The sequence below is a fragment of the Actinoplanes sp. NPDC049118 genome, from assembly GCF_040648555.1.
Taxonomy (GTDB): Bacteria; Actinomycetota; Actinomycetes; order Mycobacteriales; family Micromonosporaceae; genus Actinoplanes.
Window position 1 is genome coordinate 297,200 of the sequence record NZ_JBEZDY010000002.1, and the last position, 23,036, is coordinate 320,235.

18 protein-coding genes are annotated in these 23,036 nt (G+C 72.5%); 14 read left to right on the forward strand and 4 right to left on the reverse strand.

Translation table 11 applies throughout. The features are described 5' to 3' along the window. The first annotated feature begins 88 nt into the window (after nucleotides 1-88). The 7 genes from infB (at nucleotide 89) to truB (ending at nucleotide 8,940) form a co-directional block, all read left to right on the forward strand. Nucleotides 89-3,163: a translation initiation factor IF-2 gene (gene infB / locus AB0B58_RS03915; RefSeq protein WP_360216999.1), complete on the forward strand. Its 3,075-nt coding sequence runs from the start codon at nucleotides 89-91 to the stop codon at nucleotides 3,161-3,163. A gap of 61 nt (nucleotides 3,164-3,224) precedes the next feature. Further along, the gene (locus AB0B58_RS03920; protein ID WP_360217002.1) at nucleotides 3,225-4,250 is read left to right on the forward strand and encodes an SAM-dependent methyltransferase; all 1,026 of its coding nucleotides are present in this window, start codon (nucleotides 3,225-3,227) and stop codon (nucleotides 4,248-4,250) included. A gap of 33 nt (nucleotides 4,251-4,283) precedes the next feature. Continuing rightward, the gene (locus tag AB0B58_RS03925; RefSeq protein WP_360217005.1) at nucleotides 4,284-4,577 is read left to right on the forward strand and encodes a DUF503 domain-containing protein; all 294 of its coding nucleotides are present in this window, start codon (nucleotides 4,284-4,286) and stop codon (nucleotides 4,575-4,577) included. Between the two features lie 124 nt (nucleotides 4,578-4,701). Beyond that, nucleotides 4,702-5,169 carry a 30S ribosome-binding factor RbfA gene (gene rbfA / locus AB0B58_RS03930; RefSeq protein ID WP_360217008.1) on the forward strand — a complete coding sequence of 156 codons (468 nt, stop codon included), beginning with the start codon at nucleotides 4,702-4,704 and terminating at the stop codon, nucleotides 5,167-5,169. Next, nucleotides 5,166-6,194, forward strand: a complete 1,029-nt coding sequence (locus AB0B58_RS03935) for a bifunctional oligoribonuclease/PAP phosphatase NrnA (protein ID WP_360217011.1) — start codon at nucleotides 5,166-5,168, stop codon at nucleotides 6,192-6,194. The genes rbfA and AB0B58_RS03935 overlap by 4 nt, the downstream gene beginning before the upstream one ends. 443 nt (nucleotides 6,195-6,637) lie before the next feature. Beyond that, on the forward strand, nucleotides 6,638-7,957 hold the full coding sequence (locus AB0B58_RS03940; RefSeq protein WP_360217014.1) for an MATE family efflux transporter: 1,320 nt from the start codon (nucleotides 6,638-6,640) through the stop codon (nucleotides 7,955-7,957). 101 nt (nucleotides 7,958-8,058) lie between these two features. Further along, entirely contained in the window at nucleotides 8,059-8,940 is an 882-nt protein-coding gene (gene truB, locus AB0B58_RS03945; protein WP_360217488.1) for a tRNA pseudouridine(55) synthase TruB, read from the forward strand. Here the strand turns inward: truB and AB0B58_RS03950 are convergent. Beyond that, nucleotides 8,937-9,386, reverse strand: a complete 450-nt coding sequence (locus tag AB0B58_RS03950) for a response regulator (RefSeq protein ID WP_360217017.1) — start codon at nucleotides 9,384-9,386, stop codon at nucleotides 8,937-8,939. The two genes, truB and AB0B58_RS03950, sit on opposite strands and share 4 nt — an antisense overlap. Continuing rightward, nucleotides 9,383-12,037: a response regulator gene (locus tag AB0B58_RS03955; protein ID WP_360217020.1), complete on the reverse strand. Its 2,655-nt coding sequence runs from the start codon at nucleotides 12,035-12,037 to the stop codon at nucleotides 9,383-9,385. The genes AB0B58_RS03950 and AB0B58_RS03955 overlap by 4 nt, the downstream gene beginning before the upstream one ends. A gap of 82 nt (nucleotides 12,038-12,119) precedes the next feature. Here AB0B58_RS03955 and AB0B58_RS03960 point away from each other — a divergent pair, with 82 nt between their 5' ends. From AB0B58_RS03960 to dapB, 6 genes are all read left to right on the forward strand, one after another. Beyond that, nucleotides 12,120-13,052, forward strand: coding sequence for a bifunctional riboflavin kinase/FAD synthetase (locus AB0B58_RS03960; protein WP_360217491.1), 933 nt, complete (start codon nucleotides 12,120-12,122; stop codon nucleotides 13,050-13,052). A 146-nt stretch (nucleotides 13,053-13,198) separates the two neighbouring features. Further along, nucleotides 13,199-13,468 carry a 30S ribosomal protein S15 gene (gene rpsO / locus AB0B58_RS03965; RefSeq protein WP_360217023.1) on the forward strand — a complete coding sequence of 90 codons (270 nt, stop codon included), beginning with the start codon at nucleotides 13,199-13,201 and terminating at the stop codon, nucleotides 13,466-13,468. Between the two features lie 207 nt (nucleotides 13,469-13,675). Continuing rightward, nucleotides 13,676-15,994 (forward strand): polyribonucleotide nucleotidyltransferase, encoded by a 2,319-nt coding sequence (locus tag AB0B58_RS03970; protein WP_360217026.1) that lies wholly within the window; start codon nucleotides 13,676-13,678, stop codon nucleotides 15,992-15,994. Between the two features lie 7 nt (nucleotides 15,995-16,001). Continuing rightward, entirely contained in the window at nucleotides 16,002-17,339 is a 1,338-nt protein-coding gene (locus AB0B58_RS03975; protein ID WP_360217029.1) for a pitrilysin family protein, read from the forward strand. A gap of 83 nt (nucleotides 17,340-17,422) precedes the next feature. Beyond that, nucleotides 17,423-18,331: a phosphatase PAP2 family protein gene (locus AB0B58_RS03980; protein ID WP_360217494.1), complete on the forward strand. Its 909-nt coding sequence runs from the start codon at nucleotides 17,423-17,425 to the stop codon at nucleotides 18,329-18,331. 9 nt (nucleotides 18,332-18,340) lie between these two features. Then, nucleotides 18,341-19,096 (forward strand): 4-hydroxy-tetrahydrodipicolinate reductase, encoded by a 756-nt coding sequence (gene dapB / locus AB0B58_RS03985; protein ID WP_360217032.1) that lies wholly within the window; start codon nucleotides 18,341-18,343, stop codon nucleotides 19,094-19,096. Between the two features lie 27 nt (nucleotides 19,097-19,123). Here dapB and AB0B58_RS03990 read toward each other — a convergent pair whose 3' ends face one another. Together AB0B58_RS03990 and AB0B58_RS03995 are read right to left on the reverse strand one after the other, a co-directional pair. After that, on the reverse strand, nucleotides 19,124-21,118 hold the full coding sequence (locus tag AB0B58_RS03990) for a glycogen debranching N-terminal domain-containing protein (RefSeq protein ID WP_360217035.1): 1,995 nt from the start codon (nucleotides 21,116-21,118) through the stop codon (nucleotides 19,124-19,126). Between the two features lie 21 nt (nucleotides 21,119-21,139). Continuing rightward, complete coding sequence (locus AB0B58_RS03995) at nucleotides 21,140-21,712, reverse strand: GNAT family N-acetyltransferase (RefSeq protein WP_360217038.1); 573 nt, start codon at nucleotides 21,710-21,712, stop codon at nucleotides 21,140-21,142. Nucleotides 21,713-21,768: 56 nt separating this feature from the next. On the opposite strand from AB0B58_RS03995, the gene AB0B58_RS04000 reads away from it, so the two are divergent. Next, the gene (locus AB0B58_RS04000) at nucleotides 21,769-23,001 is read left to right on the forward strand and encodes a DNA glycosylase AlkZ-like family protein (protein ID WP_360217041.1); all 1,233 of its coding nucleotides are present in this window, start codon (nucleotides 21,769-21,771) and stop codon (nucleotides 22,999-23,001) included. The last annotated feature ends 35 nt before the right edge of the window (nucleotides 23,002-23,036 follow it).

The window sequence follows — 23,036 nt, forward strand, 5'->3', positions numbered from 1 at the left end:
CACGATGAAGTCCCTGAAATGACCAGGCTTCTAGTGCACGAGTGAGGTCGGCGGGCGCTGCTCGCACGACCTCGAAGTGAGGAGTGCAGTGCCAGGCAAGGCCCGCGTTCACGAGCTCGCCAAAGAGCTCGGGGTCGACAGCAAGACCGTTCTCGCCAAGCTCAAAGAGATGGGCGAGTTCGTCAAATCCGCATCCAGCACGGTCGAGGCCCCGGTGGCCCGGCGACTTCGTGGTGCCCTCGACGCACAGGGCGGTGGCGCTCCGGCGGCACCCGCCGCTGCCGCGCCGAGCGCCCCGAGCGCGCCCAGCACCCCCCGGGCCACTCCATCGACCGCGCGGCCGCAGCCGCCGCGCCGGCCCGCCGCCCCGGCCGAGGGAGCGCCCACCAGCGCGCCCACGTCCCCGGCGCCGTCACCCGGCTCGATGGTCCGGCCCAAGCCGCCGGTTCCCGGCCGTCCGGGCCCCACGCCCGGTCCGGTCGCCAAGCCGGCGAGTGCCCACGACATCGAGGTGGCGGCCGCCGAGGCGCGCGCCTCGGCGCTGAAGGCCGAGCAGGAGGCCGCCGTCAAGGCGGCACAGGCCGCCCGCCAGCGCGACACCGAGCGCCGGGCGCAGCAGCCCCCGGCCGACGGGGCCTCCCGTCCGCGGCCCCCGGGCCCGGGCACGGTTCCGCCGCGTCCCGGTTCGCCTGCGGCTACGCGTCCCGGAGCCCCGGGCGCGCCCACTACCGGCCGACCCGGCCCGGGTGGCGCGCCGCGCCCGCCGGCCCGCAGTCCCGGTAACAACCCGTTCGGCGTCTCCGGCGGCGCCCAGCGGCCGACCCCGTCGGCGATGCCCCGGCCCAACCAGGCCGGCATGCCGCCGCGGCCGAGCCCTGCCTCGATGCCGCCGCGTCCCAGCCCCGCGTCCATGCCCGCACAGCGCCCCGCCGGTCCCGGCGGCGGTCGTGGCGGTCCCGGCGGCGGCGCAGGTCGTCCCGGCGGTCCCGGTGGCGGTCGTGGCGGTCCCGGCGGCGGCGCAGGTGGCGGCTTCCGTCCCGGTGGCGCAGGTGGCGCCGGCGGTGGCGGTTACCGCGGCGGTCCCGGTGGTGGCGGCGGTGGCGGTGGCTACCGCGGCGGTCCCGGCGGCGGTGGCGGCGGTGCCGGTGGCGGTTTCCGTCCCGGCGGCGGCGGCCCGGTCGGTGCCGGTGCTCCCGGTCGTCCGGGTGGTGGCGGTCGCGGTCGCGGCGGCGGTGCGGCGGGTGCCTTCGGGCGTCCCGGTGGCCGGCCGACGCGTGGCCGCAAGTCGAAGAAGCAGCGGCGTCAGGAGTTCGACAACCTGTCGGCTCCGCAGATGTCGTCGGGTGCGCCCCGCGGCCAGGGCCAGGAGGTCCGGCTGTCGCGTGGTGCGTCGCTCTCCGACTTCGCCGACAAGATCAACGCCAACCCGGGTTCGCTGGTCCAGGAGATGTTCAACCTGGGCGAGATGGTGACGGCGACGCAGTCGTGCTCCGACGACACGCTGCTGCTGCTCGCCGAGCACCTGGGCTTCGACGTGCAGATCGTCAGCCCCGAGGACGAGGACCGCGAGCTCCTGTCGCGGTTCAACATCGACCTCGACGCCGAGATCGCCGAGGACCGCCTCGTCACCCGTCCGCCGGTCGTGACCGTCATGGGTCACGTCGACCACGGTAAGACGAAGCTGCTCGACGCGATCCGCAAGACCAACGTGGTCGCCGGCGAGGCGGGTGGCATCACCCAGCACATCGGTGCCTACCAGGTCGTCGTCCCGCATCAGGGCGAGGACCGGGCCATCACCTTCATCGACACTCCGGGCCACGAGGCGTTCACCGCCATGCGTGCCCGTGGTGCCCAGGTGACGGACATCGTGATCCTGGTGGTCGCGGCCGACGACGGCGTCATGCCGCAGACGGTCGAGGCGCTCAACCACGCCAAGGCGGCCGACGTGCCGATCGTGGTCGCGGTCAACAAGATCGACAAGCCGGACGCCAACCCGGACAAGGTCCGCCAGCAGTTGACGGACTACGGCCTGCTCGCCGAGGAGTACGGCGGCGACACGATGTTCGTGAACGTGGCCGCCAAGCCCGGCATCGGCATCGACGACCTACTCGAGGCCGTCCTGCTGACCGCCGACGCGTCGCTGGAGCTCACCGCTCCGATCGACGGGCCGGCGCAGGGTGTCGCGGTGGAAGCACACCTCGACAAGGGCCGCGGTGCTGTCGCGACCGTCCTGGTGCAGAGGGGCACGCTGCGGGCCGGCGACTCGATCGTGGCGGGTGGCGCGCACGGTCGCGTCCGGGCCATGCTCGACGAGAACGGTCAGCAGGTCACCGAGGCGGGTCCGGCCCGGCCGGTGCTCGTCCTGGGTCTGACGTCGGTGCCCGGCGCCGGCGACACGTTCCTGGCCGCCGAGGACGACCGCACGGTCCGGCAGATCGCCGAGCAGCGGCAGGCTCGCCGTCGCGCGGCGAGCTTCGCGAACTCCAAGGGCAAGGCCACGCTCGAGACGATCCTGGAGCAGCTCAAGGAGGGCGACAAGACGTCGCTCACCCTGGTGCTCAAGGGCGACGGATCGGGTTCGGTCGAGGCGCTCGAGGACGCGCTGTTCAAGATCGAGATCCCGGACGAGGTGCAGCTCAAGGTCATCCACCGCGGCGTCGGTGCGATCACCGAGAGCGACGTCAACCTGGCGTCTGCCTCCTCGGACCAGACCGCAACGATCATCGGCTTCAATGTCCGGGCCAGCAACAAGGTCAAGGAGATGGCCGACCGCGCCGGCGTGGAGATCCGCTATTACAGCGTGATCTACCAGGCCATCGAGGAGATCGAGGCGGCGCTCAAGGGCCTGCTCAAGCCGGAGTTCGAGGAGGTCGAGCTGGGCACCGCGGAGATCCGCGAGGTGTTCCGTTCGTCCAAGATCGGTCTCATCGCCGGCTGTCTGGTCCGCTCCGGTCTCATCCGCCGCAACGCCAAGGCGCGCATCCTGCGCGAGGGCACCGTGGTGGCGGACAACGTCACGATCAGCTCGCTGAAGCGGTTCAAGGACGACGCCACCGAGGTCCGCGAGGGCTTCGAGTGTGGTCTGACCCTGACCGGTTTCGGTTCGCCGCAGGCCGGCGACGTGATCGAGACCTTCGAGATGCGTGAGAAGCCGCGGGCGTAACAAACCCCGGCTGACGGCCCCCGGCGCTTCGGCGCCGGGGGCCGTTGTCTTTACTACTGGAATGTCTCGCTATGCCATGCTGCTCGCGCCCTCCGCCAACCGTGTGTACGCCGACCAGGCCGGCCGCCTCTCCCGGGCCGAGCTGGCCGCGTTCCGGCCGGTGCTGTCGGGGGACGTCACGGACGTCGACGCCGAGGCGATCGGCGGGGTGGAGTACCTGACCTTCGACGCCGACCTGCTGCCGCGCGACGTCGCCTACCTGTCGAACATGTCGGCGGCCTACGCCCTCTTCGAGCGGGTCGGTGACGACCTGTTGCGCCCGGTCGAGCTCACGCCGCTGGCCCGCTACGACAGCGACCTGATCACCATTCCGAAGTACGCCGGCAAGACCAACGAGCAGTTCACCAAGCTGCTGCTCAACCTCACGCTGCTGGCCTCCGCCTCCGCGTCGCGGATGCTCGACGGCCACCTCGTCGTGGGTGATCCGCTGGCGGGCCGCGGCACCACGCTCAACCAGGCCCTCATGTACGGCTACGACGCCATCGGCGTGGAGATCGACGGCAAGGACGTCGAGGCGTACAAGCTGTTCCTGCAGACCTGGCTCAAGCGCAAGCGCCTCAAGCACACCGCCGAGCTGGTGCCGGTCCGCCGCCAGGGCCGCCGCGCCGCCCGCCGCCTCGAGATCACGATGGCGGCGAGCAAGGAGGATCACAAGGCCGGCGTGGTGCAGCGGCTGACGGTGCTCAACGCGGACACCACGGCGCTGGACGGCCTGATCCGGGCCAACACCGTCGACGTGCTGGTCGCGGACCTGCCGTACGGCGTCGCGCACGGCAGCTACGACGACGAGGGCGGCATGTCCCGCCGGCCGCTCGACCTGCTGGAGCGGGCCGTGCCGCAGTGGCTGGCGCTGCTGCGTCCCGGCGGCGCCATCGGGCTGTCCTGGAACACCAAGGTGGCGAAGCGGGAGCTCGCCGAGGACATCCTGCTCGCCAACGGCCTCGAACTCGTCGCGCACGAGGAGCTGAGCCACCGTGTCGATCAGGGCATCGAGCGCGACGTCGTGGTGGCCCGGAAATCCGGCTGATCTTCACCGGCGACGGGCGTACCCTGCTCGCTGATGTATATCGAATCCGCGCTCTTTGACCTGCTCCTGCCCGGCGACTCCCGCTCGCTCAAGCAGAAGCGTTCCTACCTTCGTCCGATCATCGCGATGCTGCGCCGATACGAGGTCAGCGTCGCCGAGGTCGGCGCGCACGACCTGCACGGACGCGCCCAGATCGGGGTGGCCGTCGTCGCCGCCGAGGCGCACCAGGCGCATGCGGTGATCGACACCTGTGAGAACCAGGTCGCCGGGCGCCCGGAGATCGAACTGCTCTCCGTGAGGCGACGGCTACACGGCGACGAGGACTGATCCGCGCTGGTGGGGCGGGGCGGTGACGGACGGCCGGGACGTTCGGCGTGCGGTCGTCATGGGTAGGCTTCAGGCGTTGGGCGGGGTGGTTCACCCGCAGGGAAAGTTGTCGGAGGTGGGCGATATGTCGGATCCGGCCAAGACGCGTCGGCACGCGGAGCGAATCCGCGAGCTGGTGGCATCGCTGGTGCGAGAGATCAAGGATCCCCGGCTCGGCATGGTGACGATCACCGACGCCCGGATCACGGGAGACCTCCGTGACGCGCACGTGTACTACACCGTGCTCGGCGACCAGACCGAGCAGGCCGCCACCGCGGCGGCGCTGGAGAGCGCCAAGGGCATGCTCCGCTCCCGGGTCGGCCACGCTCTCGGCCTGCGGCACTCGCCGAGCCTGACCTTCGTGCTGGACAACGTCCTGGACCACGCAAAGGAGATCGACGATCTGCTGGCCGCGGCCCGGCACCGCGACGAGGAGGTACAGCGGCTCGCCGCCGGTAAGCAGTACGCCGGCGACCCGGACCCGTACAAGGTCGAGGAAGAGGACGTGGAGGAGGCCGACGAGCGGGTCGGCGCCCGCGAGGATCAGGGGTGACCGAGGCGGTCGCCGCCCCGGCCAAGCCCGCCGCCGCCGACTGGTCGGCGGCCGTCTCGACGATCCGCGAGCTGGCGCCGGCCGGGCGGGTGCTGCTGATCTGCCACGTCAACCCGGACGGCGACGCGCTGGGCAGCATGCTCGGCTTCGCGCTGGGGCTGCGCCGGCTGGGCGCCGCGCAGGTGCAGGCGACGTTCCCCGGTGAGTTCGAGATTCCGGAGCCGTTCACCGCGCTGCCCGGCCTCGACCTGCTGGTGCCGGAGGCGCGGGCCTGGCCGGCGCCCGACCTGGTGCTGGTCTTCGACGTGGCCGCCGAGTCCCGGCTCGGCGCGCTCGTCGACCGGCTGCCGGCCGCGCGGGCGACGGTCGTGCTCGACCACCACGCCTCGAACACGGGTTTCGGCTCGGTCAACCTGGTCGACCCCACCGCGGCCGCCACCTCCGTGGTCGTCGAGGAGCTGCTCGAGCGCCTCGACGTGCCGCTGGACGTGGAGATCGCGGAGTGTCTCTACGTCGCGCTGGCGACCGACACCGGCTCGTTCCGCTTCGACATGACCACGCCGCAGGTGCACGAGATGGCCGCCCGGCTGATCGCGACCGGGCTGCGGCCGGGGGAGATCTCCCGGCGGATCTTCGACAGCCGGCCGTTCGGCGCCATGAAGCTCTTCGCCGATGTGTTGAGCCGTGCGCAGCTCGATCCCGCGGCGGCGGCCGGGCACGGCATGGTGTGGACCTACGCGACGCTCGAGGACCTCGAGCGGCACGACCAGCGGCCGTACGTGCTGGACGCCCTCATCGACCCGGTCCGGTGCGTGGCCGAGGTGGACGTGTCCATCGTGGTCAAGCAGCAGTCCGACGGCGTGTGGGCCGTGTCGATGCGCAGCAAGGGCGCGGTCGACGTGAGTGCCGTCGCGGTCGCGCTGGGCGGCGGCGGGCATCGGCTGGCGGCGGGTTTCACCGGCCACGGCGCGCCGGGCGACATCGTCATCGCCGTAAGCGACAAACTGGACAATCATCTCATTTAGTCATGTTTCTCGTCAAGGGCCGGCCCGCAGGCCGGCCTTTTGTCATTCTTTCGTGTCCCGTACGGCGGGATGCTTATCGCATCAAGCGGGACTGAACGATAGTTTGATTGAACGGTGATTTGGTTTCTGCACGGGCGCTACCACCGCACGCCGCAGCTGCCTCGAGCCACCCCGGGCCCACCCTCCCGGGCGCGTCGCCCCGTTCCCGTCCGGTGATCCCGGGCCGGCCTCTCGCGATGCCCCGCTCGATCGATCAATGGGTGCCGTGCACCCGTCCCGCCGTGGAAGGACCACGATCATGGCTGCCAAGCCCAAGCCTCAGCCGTCCGACGACGCCCGCGAGCAGGCCCGCCGCGCGCTGCAGACGTCCATGGACACGCGTCAGTAGGTAAGTCTCCGAGCGCATTGCGCTCCTTACGGCTCGGCGGGCATCATGTGGAGTCATGAGCCCGCCCGCCGCTGTTGACGAGCGCACGCTGACGCGACGGATCGCCGCTCTCGCCCTGCCGGCCCTGGTCGTACTGGCCGCCGAGCCGCTGTACGTGCTGGTCGACACGGCCGTGGTCGGCCACCTCGGCCGCGTACCGCTGGCCGCCGTCGCCGTCGGCGGCACCGTGATGTCGGTCGCCGTCTGGTTCGGCACGCTGATGGCGTACGGCACGACCGGCCGGGCCGCCCGCCGCTTCGGCGCGGGAGACCGGACCTCCGCCGTCGCCGAGGGCGTGCAGGCCTCCTGGCTGGCCCTGGCCACCGGGGCGCTGCTGGTGCTGCTCGCACAACTCTTCGCGGACCCGCTCGCCCGGGCGCTGGCCGGTGATCCGGAGACCGCGGCGGCCGCCGCCGGCTGGCTGCGCATCGCCGTCCTCGGTGCGCCGGGCCTGCTGCTGGCGGCGGCCGGCAACGGCTGGATGCGCGGGGTGCAGGACACCCGGCGCCCGCTGGTCTTCGTGCTCGGCGCGAACGTGCTCTCCGCGGCCCTCTGTCCGCTGCTCGTCTACACCGCCGGGTGGGGGCTGACCGGCTCGGCGGTCGCGAACGTGGCGGCGCAGTCGCTCTCCGGCGGTCTCTTCCTGTGGGCCCTGTTCCGGGAGCGGGCGCCGCTGCGGCCCAGCCCGGCGATCATCGTGCGCCAGCTGGTGCTGGGCCGGGACCTGCTGATCCGCGGCGCGGCGTTCCAGGCCTGCTGGCTGTCGGCGACGGCGGTGGCGGCCCGCTTCGGGGTCGCGGCGGTCGGCGCCCACCAGATCGGCCTCCAGCTCTGGTTCTTCTGCGCGCTGGCGCTGGACGCCGTGGCGATCGCGGCGCAGTCGCTGGTCGGCGCGGCGCTGGGCGCGGGCGACGAGTCCTCGGCGCGCGCGGTCGCCCGCCGGGTGACCTCGGTCGGCGCGGTTGCGGGGCTGGCCTTCGCCGCGCTGGCGGCGGCGGGCGCGGACGCGGTGCCGGGCTGGTTCACGGGCGACCCGGCGGTGCTGGAACAGGCGGCGATCGTCTGGCCGTGGTTCGTCGGCATGCTGCCGTTCGCGGGCGTGGTCTACGCGCTGGACGGCGTGCTGATCGGCGCGGGGGACGTGGGGTTCCTGCGCACGATGACGCTGGCGGCGGCCCTGTTCGGCTTCCTACCGGCGATCTGGATGGCCTACGCGCTGGACCGAGGCCTGGCCGGCGTCTGGTTCGGCCTGGCGCTGTTCATGCTGATCAGGCTGGTGTTCATCGTGATCCGATGGCGCGGCTCCCACTGGGCCGTCCTCGGCGCCACCCGCTGACTCATCGGCCCTGCGCCCAACTAGGTTTAAGCGCAACGAAAGTCGCGGTGCCCCCGACAACGACGTCAAAGGGCGCACTGCCCGTCGAGCGGAGCGAGACCATCAACACAGACGGGCTCATCGTTGTGGACAAGCCGGCCGGGATGACCTCCCACGACGTCGTCGCGCGGGTGCGGCGGCTGGCCAAGACCCGCCGGGTCGGGCACGGCGGCACGCTCGACCCGATGGCCACCGGGGTGCTCATCATCGGCGTCAACCGGGCGACCCGGCTGCTCACCTACGTGATCGGCTCGCAGAAGAGCTACACCGCCACGATCCGGCTCGGGCAGTCCACCGTCACCGACGACGCCGAGGGCGACGTCACCGCGACCGTCCCGGCGGCCGGGGTCACCGACGAGGGGATCCGGGCCGGCCTCGCCGCACAGACGGGCGAGATCGATCAGGTGCCCAGCGCGGTCAGCGCCATCAAGGTCAACGGGCAGCGGGCGTACAAGCGGGTCCGCGACGGCGAGGAGGTCGAGCTGGCGGCGCGCCGGGTCACCGTCTCGCGGCTCGACGTGCTCGACGTCCGCAGGGCCGGTGACGTCGTCGACGTCGACATCGACGTGATCTGCTCCAGCGGCACCTACATCCGGGCCATCGCCCGGGACCTCGGCCGCGCCCTCGGGGTCGGCGGCCACCTCACCGCTCTGCGGCGTACGGCGGTCGGCGGCCTGTCGCTCGCCGAGGCGGCCACGCTGCCGGAGCTCGAGGAGCGCGCCCCCGACGTGATCTCCCTGCCGATGGCCGACGCGGCGCGCCGGGCCTTCCCGCAGCGCGCGGCCGACGCCGAGGAGGCCCGCGTGCTCAGCCACGGCGGTCCGCTCGAGCCGGTGGGCATCGAGGGGCCTTACGCGGTCTTCGACGCCGCCGGCGACGTGCTGGCGATCGTCTCGGAGCGCGGCGGCAAGGCCCGCGCCGAGATCGTGCTCGCCCCTGCCTAGGGCGGCCCTGCCTCGGGCTGCCCTGCCGCTCCCGGCTGATGGCGGCGGGTCAGGTGGTCGGCGACGGTCGCCACCAGGTCCGCCGCCGCGTAGGGCTTGTCAAGGAAGCCGTCGCAGCCGGCCTCCAGGGCCGCCGCGCGGTCCTGGGGCAGCACGCTCGCGGTGACCGCGACCACGGTCGGGCGGGGCCGGCCCGGCGTCACCGTGCCGGCCGCCAGCTCGCTGGCCAGGGTCAGGCCGTTGCCGTCCGGCAGGTTCATGTCGAGCAGCACCAGGTCGACGTCCTCGGTGCCGAGCTGCTCGCGCGCGGCGGCGATCGACGACGCGTCCAGCACCTCGGCCTCGCGGACCGCGTCGATGCTGGCCCGGGAGAGCACCGCCTTCACCAGGGTCCTGTTCAGCTCCTCGTCCTCGACCAGCAGGATGCGCGGGTTCTCTGCCGTCACGGGATCTCCTCCTCGTCCTTCGCGGCCTTCGCGGAGCCGCACAGCAGCGGCGCCAGGGTCTCCCAACCGGCACCGCCGGCCATCGCGGTCGCCACCACGCCGCCGGCCATCGCCGTCGCGACCAGCGCGCCGGCGTCGCCCGGCGCGCGTACGACCCCGGCCGCCGCGGTCAGGCCGAGCACCGGGGTGTGGCGGGTGGCGGGGTCCTGCTCGATGGCCGCCAGCATGCTGAAGCCGTCCACCTCCGGCGATTGCATGTCGCAGACGATCAGGTCGAAGTGGCCCTCGCGGCTCAGCGCCAGCCCGTCGCGGCCGTCGGCGCAGGCGACCACGTCGGCGCCGCCCGCGCGCAGGCCCTGCTCGATCGCCTGGCGTACCTCGTCGTCGTGGTCGACGACCAGCACCCGGGGCGTCGGCCGGTGGGCGATCGCCTTGGCCAGGGCGCCCAGCAGGGCGGCCTGGTCGACCGGCTTGACGAAGTAGTCGTGCGCGCCCAGCGCCAGGCCGGCCTGGCGCTCGTCAATGATCGTGGCGAAGAAGACCGGGATCGGGGCGAGCCGCGGGTCCGCCTTGAGCCGGCGGATGACCTCGAAGCCGTCGATGCCGGGCAGCGCGACGTCCAGCACGATCGCGTCCGGCGGGTGGGCGCCGGCCGCGGTGAGCCCGGCCTCGCCGGTGCCGGCGACGTCGACGTGGTACCCCGCGCCGACCAGCTGGGTGCTGAGCAGCTCCGCCGACTGCGGATCGTCCTCGACGAGCAGCACCCGGGCGCCCGCCGCCGGGCCCTCCTCGAAGCTCAGGATCGCCGCGGCCGGCAGCCGCACGGTGAAGGCGCTGCCCTCGCCGGGCGCCGAGACCAGGGTGATCTCGCCACCGTGCGCGGTGACCAGCCGCTTGGTCAGCGCCAGCCCGAGCCCGGTGCCGGAGCGATGTCGTTCTGGGTCGCCGACCTGCTGGAACTCCTCGAAGACCCGCTCGGCGTCCGACTTTGCGATGCCCACCCCGGTGTCGGCCACCGTGATGTCGACGAAGTCGTCGCCCGCCGTGGCCGCCGAGACGAAGATCGACCCGCCCTCGGGGGTGAACTTGATCGCGTTGGAGAGCAGGTTCTCCACGATCTGCCGGAAGCGCACCCGGTCGGCCAGGACGGTGGCCTCGGGCAGCTTCGTGGTGACCGTGAGGTGCTTGGAGGTCAGCAACGGCGAGAGCCCGGTCAGCAGGTCGACGATCGCGGTGTCGACCCGCAGCGGCGCGAGCCGCAGATCGAGCCGGCCCGCCTCGATCTTGGCCAGGTCCAGGATGTCGTTGATCAGGCCGAGCAGGTGCCGGCCGCTGCTGTGGATGTGGTCGATCCAGTCGGCCGGCACCCGGCGGCGGTCGCCGTCCGGCTCCTCGAGCCGCATGAGGTCGCTGAAGCCGATGATGGCGTTGAGCGGGGTACGCAGCTCATGGCTCATGTTCGCCAGGAACGAGCTCTTCGCCTGGCTGGCCCGGGTGAGCGCCTCGACGGAGGCGCTCAGCTCGACGGCCATGCGGCGGTGCGCCGAGGTGACGGCCTGCCGTTCCGCGATGATGCCGGCCTGGCCGCCCAGCGCGGCCAGCAACCGCAGGTCGTCGTCCCGGAACAGACTGCGGTGCCGGTTGAAGAGCAGCACCGCGCCCTCGGCGTCCGGTGGCACCGGCATGCTCAGCACGGTCACGAAGTCGTCGCCGAGGTCGTCGCCGTAGTGCGTGACCAGGGCCCTGCCGCCCTCCCGCAGCCGGGCGGGCTGGCCGGCGCGGATGAGCGCCGTGATGTCCGCGAAGCTGAGTGCGTAAGGTGCGGCGATCGGCGGGCCGGAGTACGCGGCGGGCGCGAGCAGGCCGTCGGCGCGCGGCATGAGCACGGTGACCGCGTCGGCGCCGGTCTGCACCCGCATGATCTCGGCGTAGGTCTGCCACACCTGCTCGGGCGACTCCACCGGCGTGCGCAGCAGGCGCTCGGTGACCGACTGGGCGGCCGAGGCGGAGAAGGCCCGCCGCAGCCAGCGCGGGGGCAGGAACGCGATCAGGTAGCCGGCGGCGCTGACCAGCGCGAGCACCCGGCTCGCGGTGCGGAAGGCGGGGTCGCTGCCCTCGAGCGAGCCGATGCCGAACAGCGTGATCATCACCCCGAAGGTGAGGGTGGCGAAGGCCGCGGTCATCAGCCGGGCCCGGTTGGCGCCGGAACGGGTCCGCGCCTTGCCGAAGAGCAGCCAGGCGGCGACGACTTCGCAGGCGACGAAGCCGGCCACGGCGACCGCCCACACCTCGATCGGGCGCGGCCGCTCCGCGAACGCCAGCGGGGCGGCGGTGCCGACGAACACGCCCAGCACGGTCAGGTGCAGCCACCGCGGGACCGTACGCAGCCGCGCGGCCAGCCGCACCATGAGATAGGGCTGGATCAGGATCGCCAGCAGCGCGATCACGCCGACCCAGTACGGCAGCATCCCGCCGATGATCCGCCGGATCACATCGATGCAGAGCAGCACCACGAACGGCGCGAACACCAGGGTGACGTCGCGCTGCAGCGGGTCACGGCGGCGGAGGTAGCCGGTCAGGGCGCGCGCGAAGAGCACGGCGAACATGAATTCGGCCGCGAGCAGGACTAGGGGACTCCAGTCGATGCTCATATCGGGATCAACTGTAGCGTTTCAGGCACGGAACATGACCGATACGCTTACCCGCGAGATCTGGGGCAGGGGAGGCGGCGGTATGCAGCGGTGGCGTGGCTACGAGGCGGTGCCGGGCGGGCTCGGCCGATCGGTGGTGACGATCGGCGTCTTCGACGGCGTGCACCGCGGCCACCAGGCGATCATCGGGCACGCCGTGAAGCGGGCCCGCGATCTCGGTCTGCAGTCGGTGGTGGTGACCTTCGACCCGCACCCGGCCGAGGTCGTGCGCCCCGGCTCGCACCCGGCTGTGCTGACCGAGCCGGTGCGCAAGGCCGAGCTGATCGAGCAGCTCGGCGTCGACGCGCTCTGCGTCGTGCCGTTCACTCCGGCGTTCTCCCAGCTCAGTGCCGAGGCCTTCGTGCATGACGTGCTGGTCGAGGCGCTGCACGCGGCGGTCGTGGTCGAGGGAGACAACTTCCGCTTCGGTCATCGGGCGGCCGGCGACCTGGCCATGCTCACCAACCTCGGGCGCACGTTCGGCTTCACGGTCGAGCAGGCGCCCCTGGTGGCCGAGGAGGGGCTGGTCTTCTCCTCCACGTACATCCGCAGTTGTGTCGACGCCGGGGACGTCGCGGCCGCGGCCGCCGCGCTCGGCCGGCCGCACCGCGTGGGTGGCGTCATCGTCCGGGGCGACCAGCGCGGCCGCGAGATCGGCTTCCCGACGGCGAACCTCATGTGCCACCGGTACGCGGCCATCCCGGCCGACGGCGTCTACGCGGCCCGGCTGATCCGCGGCGGCCGGCACGGCGGCCCGCTGCCCGCCTCGGTGTCGATCGGGACGAACCCCACGTTCTCCGGCCGCGAGCGCCGGGTCGAGGCCTACGTCCTCGACTTCGCCGGCGACCTCTACGGCGAGCGCGTCAGCCTCGATTTCGTCGCCCACCTGCGGGAACAGCGGGTCTACCCGGGAATCGAGCCGCTGGTCGCGCAGATCCGCGAGGACGTCGAACAGACGCGGAGCGTGCTCGCCTGACCCGGGATCTAAGCTGCTGATAAGCTTGCCGGGACGTCGGCACATCCGACGACCGGACTCGCCTGCCTGCCCGACGCCGCGGGCCGCGAGCTTGGCCCCGCAGCGCGGGGCACCGAATTCACCGGCAACACAGAATCACGGAGAACATGGCGCTCGATCAAGAGACCAAGACCAAGATCATGACCGAGTACGCGACCCTCGAGGGCGACACCGGTTCGCCCGAGGTGCAGGTCGCGATGCTCACCAAGCGGATCGCCGACCTCACCGAGCACCTCAAGGCTCACAAGCACGACCACCACAGCCGTCGTGGTCTGCTGCTCCTGGTCGGCCGTCGCCGCCGCCTTCTCAACTACGTGCAGAAGAAGGACATCGCGCGCTACCGGACGCTGATCGAGCGTCTCGGCCTGCGCCGCTGAACTGACGGGGGAGTGGCCGCCTGGCCGCTCCCCCGGAGCTTTACCCACGGACCCGCGCGGCACCAGGCCACGGCCCCGGTCCTCGGTAGTGGTTCCCGAGCCTGCCCGATTTCCACAGGCTCTGCTCGGGCACTTCGATCGAAGACCGGCCAGCCCGTTCCGCGCTGTGTGAACCGCCGGGTCCTCGACGAAGGAGTACCGCACCACATGACAGAGCAGAAAGCTCTCGGCACCGAATCTCGCACCGCCGTCATCGACAACGGGTCGTTCGGCACGCGAGAGATCACGTTCTCCACCGGCAAGCTGGCCCGCCAGGCCGCCGGCTCGGTCATCGTCCAGCTGGGCGAGACCACCGTCCTCTCCGCGACCACCGCCGGCAAGCAGCCGAAGGAGCACTTCGACTTCTTCCCGCTGACGGTCGACGTCGAGGAGCGGATGTACGCCGTGGGCCGGATCCCCGGCTCGTTCTTCCGCCGCGAGGGCCGCCCCAGCGAGGACGCGATCCTGACCTGCCGCCTGATCGACCGGCCGCTGCGCCCGTCGTTCACCAAGGGCCTGCGCAACGAGGTCCAGGTCGTCGAGACCATCCTCGCGCTCGACCCGCAGCACCCGTACGACGTCGTCGCCATGAACGGCGCCTCGATGTCGACCAAGCTCTCCGGCCTGCCGTTCAGCGGACCGGTCGGCTCGACCCGCGTCGCGCATGTCGAGGGCCAGTGGGTCGCGTTCCCCACTCTCGAGGAGCTCGAGCGGGCCACCTTCGACATGGTCGTCGCGGGCCGCGTGCTCGCCGACGGCGACGTCGCGATCATGATGGTCGAGGCCGAGGCCACCCCGCACGCGATCAAGCTGATCCAGGCCGGCGCCGTCGCGCCGACCGAGGAGGTCGTCGCCAGCGGCCTCGAGGCCGCCAAGCCGGCCATCCGCGAGCTCTGCCGCGCGCAGAGCGAGCTGGCCGAGGTCGCCGCGAAGCCCGTGCAGGAGTTCCCGGTCTTCCTGGACTACCAGGACGACGTCTACGCTGCCGTCTCCGAGGCCGCCAAGGGCGAGCTCGTCGAGGCGCTGAAGATCGTCCAGAAGGCGGACCGCGAGGAGGCCCTGGACCGCATCAAGGCCAAGATCGTCGAGGCCGTCGGCCCGCAGTTCGAGGGCCGCGAGAAGGAGATCAGCGCCGCGTTCCGCTCGGTCACCAAGACCGAGGTGCGCAACCGCGTGCTCCGCGACCAGGTCCGCATGGACGGCCGTGGGCCGCGCGACATCCGGCCGCTGAGCGCCGAGGTCGGCGTCCTGCCCCGGGTGCACGGCTCGGCCCTGTTCGAGCGCGGCGAGACCCAGATCCTGGGCGTCACCACGCTGAACATGCTGCGCCTCGAGCAGTCGCTGGACACCCTCGCTCCCGAGAAGTCCAAGCGCTACATGCATAACTACAACTTCCCGCCCTACTCGACCGGTGAGACCGGCCGGGTCGGTTCGCCGAAGCGGCGCGAGATCGGCCACGGCGCGCTCGCCGAGCGCGCCCTCGTGCCGGTGCTGCCGACGCGCGAGGAGTTCCCGTACGCGATCCGGCAGGTCTCCGAGGCGCTCAGCTCGAACGGCTCGACCTCGATGGGCTCGGTCTGCGCCTCGACGCTGGCCCTGCTCAGCGCGGGTGTGCCGCTGAAGGCGCACGTCGCCGGCATCGCGATGGGCCTCATCTCCGACGAGGTCGACGGCAAGACCCAGTACGTGACGCTGACCGACATCCTCGGAGCCGAGGACGCGTTCGGTGACATGGACTTCAAGGTCGCCGGCACGCCGGAGTTCGTCACCGCGCTGCAGCTCGACACCAAGCTCGACGGCATCCCGTCGGACGTGCTGGCCGCCGCCCTGCAGCAGGCGCACGAGGCCCGGGCGGCGATCCTCGGCGTCATGGACGAGGCCATCAACAGCCCGGCTGAGATGTCCGAGTACGCGCCGCGGGTCACCAGCGTGAAGATCCCGGTCGACAAGATCGGCATGGTCATCGGCCCCAAGGGCCAGACGATCAACGCGATCCAGGACGAGACCGGCGCCGACATCTCGATCGAGGACGACGGCACGATCTACGTCGGCGCGACCAACGGCCCGGCGGCCGAGGCGGCGGTGGAGCGGATCAACGCCATCGCCAACCCGACGATGCCGAAGGCCGGCGACAAGTTCCTCGGCACGGTGGTGAAGACGGCCGCGTTCGGCGCGTTCATCTCGCTGCTGCCGGGCCGCGACGGTCTGCTGCACATCTCGAAGGTCGGCGACGGCAAGCGCGTCGACAAGGTCGAGGACTTCCTCAACGTCGGCGACAAGGTCGAGGTATCGATCGCGGACATCGACAACCGCGGCAAGATCTACCTGGACAAGGTCCGCCCCGAGGGCGAGGAAGCCCCGGCTGCCCCGGCCGCCGACGCCGCGGACAACGGCGGCCGCCCGCCGCGCGAGGACCGCGGTCCCCGTGGCGAGGGCGGCGGCGAGCCCCGCCGGCGCCGGCAGCGTCCCAGCGGCGACCGCAGCTGATTAACGAATGACAGCGAGTTCCCGCGGGCCGGCCGAGAGGCCGGCCCGCGTTGTCACCCGGACCCTGCAGGGCGGCGTACGCCGCACAGTCCTGCCCAGTGGCCTGCGCATCCTCACCGAGTCGATCCCGACGACCCGCAGCGCCGCGCTCGGCGTCTGGGTGGGTGTCGGCTCCCGCGACGAGACACCGGCGATGTCGGGCGCCTCGCACTTCCTCGAGCACCTGCTCTTCAAGGGCACCGAGAAGCGCACGGCCCTGCAGATCTCCGCGGAGATCGAGGCCGTCGGTGGCGAGACCAACGCCTTCACCACGAAGGAGTACACCTGCTTCTACGCGCGGGTGCTCGACGTCGATCTGCCGCTCGCCGTCGACGTGCTCTGCGACGCCGTCGCCCGGTCGATCCTCGATCCGGCGGACGTCGAGACCGAGCGCGGGGTGATCCTCGAAGAGATCGCGATGCACGACGACGAGCCCGGCGACGAGGTGCACGACCTTTTCACCGAGGCCGTCTTCGGAGCGGAGACCCCGCTGGGCCGGCTGATCTCGGGCACGGCGGAGACGATCTCCCCGATGACCCGCACCCAGATCAACCGCTTCTACCGCACCCGGTACAAGGCGCCGCAGATCGTCATCACCGCCGCGGGCAACCTGGACCACTCCCGGGTCGTCCGGCTGATCCGGGCGGGGCTGGCCGGCAGCCCGTTCGAGGAGGGGCAGGCATCGCCGGCGCCCAAGCGGGGCGCGGGCGGCGGACCCCGGCCGCGGAAGCCGGCCACGGTGGTGCGGCACCGCGACACGGAGCAGGCGCACATCGTGCTCGGCTGCGCGGGCATCAACCGGGGCGACGAGCGGCGCTTCGCGCTGGGCGTGCTCAACAACGTGCTCGGCGGCGGCATGTCGAGCCGGCTCTTCCAGGAGATCCGGGAGAAGCGCGGCCTGGCGTACTCGGTCTACTCGTACGGCAGCCAGTACGCCGACGCCGGTCTGTTCGCGGTCTACGCGGGCTGCGCGCCCGGCAAGTCCGAGGAGGTGCTGGCCCTGATCCGCGCCGAGCTGGCGGTGGTCGCGGCCGAGGGCATCACGGCCGACGAACTGGCCCGCGGCAAGGGCATGGTGAAGGGCTCGTACGTGCTCGGCCTGGAGGACACCGGCTCGCGGATGAGCCGGCTGGCCAAGTCCGAGCTGCTGCACGGCGACCTGATGGGCGTCGACGAGCTGCTGGCCCGGGTCGACGCGGTCACCCTCGACGAGGTGAACCTGCTCGCGGCCGACCTGCTGAAGCGCCCGATGTCCCTCGCCGTCGTCGGGCCGTTCGACGAATCCGCCTTCGCCAACCCTCGCTAACCTGGGACGCCGTGACCATCCTCAGCCCACCGCCCGTTCAGGAAACCGCGACGCCGGCACCGCGCCGGCGCCGGATCGTCGGCATGCTGATCTGGGCGGCGGCGTTCGCGGTCGGCACGTACTTCATCGGCGTGCCGACCAGCGACCCGCTGATCGCCTTCGGCTGGCTGTGGCTGGCCACCATCGCCTGGCGCAGCGACCTGCCGTGGCGCCGGCACCTGCTGTTCCTGCGCGACTGGCTGCCGATCTCGCTGCTGCTGGTCGTCTACAACGTCTCCCGCGGGTACGCCGACGACCTGTTCGATCCGCACGTCACCGAGCTCATCCACGCCGACCAGGCGATGTTCGGCTGGTTCACCGGCGGCGAGGTGCCGACGGTCTGGCTGCAACAGCACCTGTACACCCCGGACGTGGTGCAGTGGTGGGAGGTGGTCGTCTCCCTGATCTACGTCTCGCACTTCCTCGCGGTGCCGACCATCGGCGTGATCCTCTGGCTGCGGTGGCGCGAGCAGTGGGGCCGCTTCATGCGGCGCTGGTTCACCCTCAGCGTGGCCGGGCTGATCACCTACTTCCTCTACCCGGCCGCGCCGCCGTGGTGGGCGTACAAGTACGGCTTCCTGCCCGAGCACGTCGAGCGCATCTCCACCAGCGGGTGGAACGCGATCGGGCTGCACAGCGCCGGCAACACCCTCAACGCCCTGCAGGTCGAGGCCTCCAACCCGGTCGCGGCCATGCCGTCGCTGCACACCGCGTACGCGCTGATGGCGGTGGTCTTCTTCCTGCCGATGGTGGCGAAGCGCTGGTGGCCGCTGCTGCTGGCATATCCGCTGGCCATGACGTTCACGCTGGTCTACTCCGGCGAGCACTACGTGATCGACGTGCTGGTGGGGTGGGCCTACGTGGCCGGGGTCTTCCTGGCCGTCGGATTCGCCGAGCGCTGGTGGCGGGCGAGGCGCGCGGTCAGCGCCTCGGCCCCCGCGCCGGTACGTTAAATTGTCGGCGTGACAGACGTAGAACCGATCCGCGTCGGCGTTCTCGGCGCCCGGGGCCGCATGGGCCTCGAGGTGTGCAAGGCCGTCGACGCCGCCCCCGATCTCGAGCTGGTGGCGATGGTCGACCAGGGCGACTGGTTGTTCAACGCCTCCGACGCGGGCGCACAGGTGCTCGTCGACTTCACCACCCCAGACGTGGTCATGGACAACCTGCACTGGGCAGTCGACCAGGGCATCAACGTGATCGTCGGCACCAGCGGCTTCACCGAGCAGCGACTCGACCGGGTGCGGTCCTGGCTGTCGCACAAGCCCGGGGTCGGCGTGCTGATCGCCCCGAACTTCGGCATCGGCGCGGTGCTGATGATGCAGTTCGCGGCGAAGGCGGCCCGCTACTTCGAGTCCGTCGAGATCATCGAGCAGCACCACCCGCGCAAGCTGGACGCGCCGAGCGGCACGGCCACGCACACGGCGAGGCTGATCGGCGCGGCCCGGGCCGCGGCCGGCTGCGGCCCGATGCCGGACGCGACCGAGGACGAGGTCGCGGGGGCGCGCGGCGCGGAGATCGACGGCGTGCGGATCCACGCCGTGCGGGCGGCGGGCCTGGTCGCACACCAGGAGGTCCTCTTCGGCACGCAGGGCGAGACGCTCACGATCCGGCACGACAGCCTGGACCGCGCCTCCTTCATGCCGGGCGTGCTGCTGGCCGTCCGCTCGATCGACAGCCGCCCGGGACTCACGATCGGCCTCGACTCGCTCCTCGGCTGATCCGTGCCCGGGCGCCCGGCGCCCGGGTCAGGACACCGTCAGACCGGCCGGTAGGCCGTCGATCGTGGCGGTGCCGTCGACGGTGACGTCGATCGGCCGGCCCGCGATCTCCAGGCCGCGGGCTTCGAGGCGGCCGAAGGGTAGCCCGGCGAGCGGGCTGAGCCGCACCGTGCCGCCCGGGACGTCGGGCTCCAGGCCGATCGCCGTCCGCAGCATCAGCACCGCGGCCGCCGCCGACCAGGCCTGCGGTCGGCACGCGCCGGGATAGGGCGCCGGGCGGCTCCGCGCCGCGCGCGGGTAACCGGCGTGCAACTCGGGCAGCCGGTGGTCGAACGCCTCCCCGGCCGCCAGCAGCCCGTCGATCAGCCTCGTCGCCTCGGCCGGGAAGCCCGAGCGGGCCAGCCCGGCCGCCACGATCGCGGTGTCGTGCGCCCAGACCGAACCGCAGTGGTACGACAGCGGCGCGAAGCCGCCGTCGAGCGCGGACATCGTGCGCAGCCCGTACCCGCCGGACATCGCCTCGCCGCCCAGCGCGGTGGCGACCGCCCGCTCCTCGGCCGCGGTCAGCATGCCGATGCCGAGCAGATGGCCGATGTTGCTGGTCAGCGAGTCGACCGGCAGCTTGTCGCGGTCCAGGGCGAGCGCCGGGTGGCCCGCGTCGACCCAGAACCTTGCGCGGAAACGCTCCGACAGGGCGGCGGCGTAGTCGCGCCACCTCGCACCGCCGGGGCGTCCGAACGCGTCCAGCAGCGCGGCGCCGTCGAGGGCCGCGCGGAAGGCGTACCCCTGCACCTCGGCCAGCGCGATGGGCGGCTCGGCCGTCCGTCCGTCGCGGTAACGGACCGCGTCGCCGGAGTCCTTCCAGCCCTGGTTGGCCAGGCCTTGACCGCTGGCGTCGAGGTACTCCAGGAAGCCGTCGCCGTCCGGGTCGGCGTGCCCGGCCAGCCAGCCGAGCGCGGCGTCCAGGTGCGGCAGTAGCCCGCCGACCTCGGCCTCGGGCAGGCCCCAGCGCCAGGCGTCGTGCAGCAGGCTGATCCAGAGCGGGGTGGCGTCGACGGTGCCGTAGTACGCCGCGGGCAGGCGCGGGCCGTGGCCGCCGAGGGCGAACTCCCGCCGGCGCAGCTCGTGCATGATCTTGCCGGGCGCCTCGCCGGACCCCGGGTCGACCCGGGTGCCCTGCCGCCGGGCGAGCACCCGCAGCGTCCCGGCGGCGAGGCGGGTGCCCAGCGGCAGCAGCATCCGGGCCGCCCAGATGCTGTCGCGGCCGAACAGGGTCAGGTACCACGGCACCCCGGCGCCGAGGTAGACGTCGTCGCCGTCGGCCAGCCGCAGTGCGCTCAGGTCGTCCAGCGAGCGCGCGACGAGCCGGCCCAGGCGCCGGTCGCCGGACCGCACCTCGGCGGCGCTCCAGTCGCGGGCGCGGGCGCTCGCGTGCACGACGGCGGCCGGGTCCTCCACCCGTACCGTGAAGGCCAGGGTCGTGTCCGTGCCCGGCTCGAGGGTGACCGCCCAGGCCAGCCGCCCGCGGTCGTCGAGCTCGGCCCGGTCGGCGGTGACCGTGACGGTGATGCCGTCGCGCCGGAAGACCAGGGCGCCGTCCGCGGCGCGGCGGGCGGCCACCGGCGTGGCCCGGCCGCCGGACCGGACCACGTCGATGGGCGCCAGGTCCACCGCGAGGTCGACGGTGACCGTGACGCCGACCGGCGCCGCCAGCGAGGCGAGGTTGATCTGTTCGGCTATCCGGCCCGCGGCGACGTTGCGGGTCCGCCGGATCCGCAGGGCCCGGTCCGGGCCGGCGGGCGAGACGAAGTGCGTGGTGCCGGGCCCGGCGTCCGCCTGGGCGACCAGCGCGGCCTCGCGGCCGTCCAGGCGCAGTACCGCCGAGCTGAGCACCCGAGCGTCGGCGTGGAAGACCCCTTGCGCGCCGGCCGCGCGGATCTGCCCGTCGGTGTCCGCCAGCGCGAAGGTGGGCGCGGCGAGCGTGACGACGAGGTCGAGCGTCGGCGGCTGGAGGCTGCTCAACGGGATCCCCGCACCGGGACGTCAGCCCGGCGGCTGCTGGTCGACTGACACGTGCAGGCGTAGCTGGGGTACCAGCATGTCGTCCACGTCCAGCGCGCGGGCGGCGCCGTCCGGCTCCCAGCCGGTCGAGACCAGGAACTTCCGCATCGCCTCGTCCGCGTCGTACGCCCAGGCCACGGCGGCCTTGAAGCCGTCCTCGCGCCACAGGTCGACGGTGGCCGCGAGCAGCCGGCTGCCGTGCCCGCGCCGTCCCCAGCGCGGCTCGACCAGCAGGTCCGTGATCGCCGCGACGTCATCGGTCAGCGGGGGCTCCTCGGGCGCCAGCGCCTGGTCGTCGGCCGGGCCGGCGGCCACGAAGCCGACCACATGGGACGCGGACTCGCCCTGCTCGACCGCGATGAGGACCCGGTGCCGCGGCGAGGGCGCGGCGGTGATCGCCTCGGACCAGCCCCGGGCCAGGTAGGCCTCGTCGAGATTGGCCAGCACGTGCGCCGGGAACATCCGCCGGTACGCGGTCCGCCAGGTGGAGAGCTGGATGCGGGCGATCTCTCCGGCGTCCTCGGGACGGGCCGGACGGACGAAGCCGAGTGCCATGCCCGGCAGCCTACAGACGCGCGTTCTGTCAGACCCCTGGGCTAGCGTGCTCAGCTGTGGCAGTACCTGAGAGTCTCTCCGTCGCCCAGGCCCGGCGCATCACGCTGGCCGCGCAGGGTTTCGCCGATCCCGCACCGGGCGGCGCCACCGACATGCGCCACCTGCGCCGGGTGCTGCGCCGCCTGCACCTCATCCAGATGGACTCGGTCAACGTGCTGCAGCGGGCGCACTTCATGCCGCTCTACAGCCGGCTCGGGCCCTACCCGCCGGCGCTGCTCGACCGCGCCGCCTACCGCTCTCCCCGCGAGCTGTTCGAGTTCTGGGGCCACGAGGCCTCGCTGATCAACGTCGAGCTCCAGCCGCTCTTCCGCTGGCGCATGGCGAACGCGCGCGACTACGCGTGGGGCAGCATCCGGCGCGTCATCGACGAGCAGCCCGACCTCGTCGCGTGGGTGCGTGACGAGGTGGCCGACCGGGGCCCGCTGACCGCCGCCGAGATCGAGCAGGACGTTCCCCGCAAGAAGGACAACTGGGGCTGGAACTGGTCGACCTCCAAGATGGCCCTCGAATACCTCTTCTACAGCGGCGAGGTGACCGCCGCCGACCGCACGACCTCGTTCGCCCGCCGCTACGACCTGACCGAGCGGGTCCTGCCCAAGCAGGTGATCGACGCGCCGACCCCGGATCCGCAGGACTCCTTCCGGGCGTTGGTCGGGCTCGCGGCCCGTTCGCTGGGCGTCGCCGCGGAGCCGGAGCTGCGCGACTACTTCCGGCTGCCGGCGGCCGGCTTCAAGCAGGCCGTCGCCGAGCTGATCGAGGACAGGGTGCTGCTGCCGGTCACGGTGCGCGGCTGGAAGGGCCCGGCCTACCTGCACCACGAGGCGAGGCTGCCGCGCCGGGTGAGCGCCGCGACGCTGGTCAGCCCGTTCGACCCGCTGATCTGGGAGCGCGCCCGCACCGAGCGGCTCTTCGACATGAAGTACCGCATCGAGATCTACGTGCCGGCCGCGCAGCGGCTCTACGGCTACTACGTGCTTCCGTTCCTGCTCGGCGACGCCTTCGCCGCCCGGGTCGACCTCAAGGCCGACCGCAAGGCCGGCGTGCTGCGCATCCCGGCGGCCTGGATCGAGCCCGCCGCCGACCAGGAGGAGACGGCGACCGCGCTGGCGGCCGAGCTGCGCCGGCTGGCCGGCTGGCTGGGCCTGGGCGCCATCGCGGCGCCGGATCGTGGCGACCTCGCCGGCCCGCTGACGGCCGCGCTGAAGGTTGCCCCCGCCGGTGTACCGTGACGCCCATGAGCGAGCGTGCGGGCGAATCATCGGCT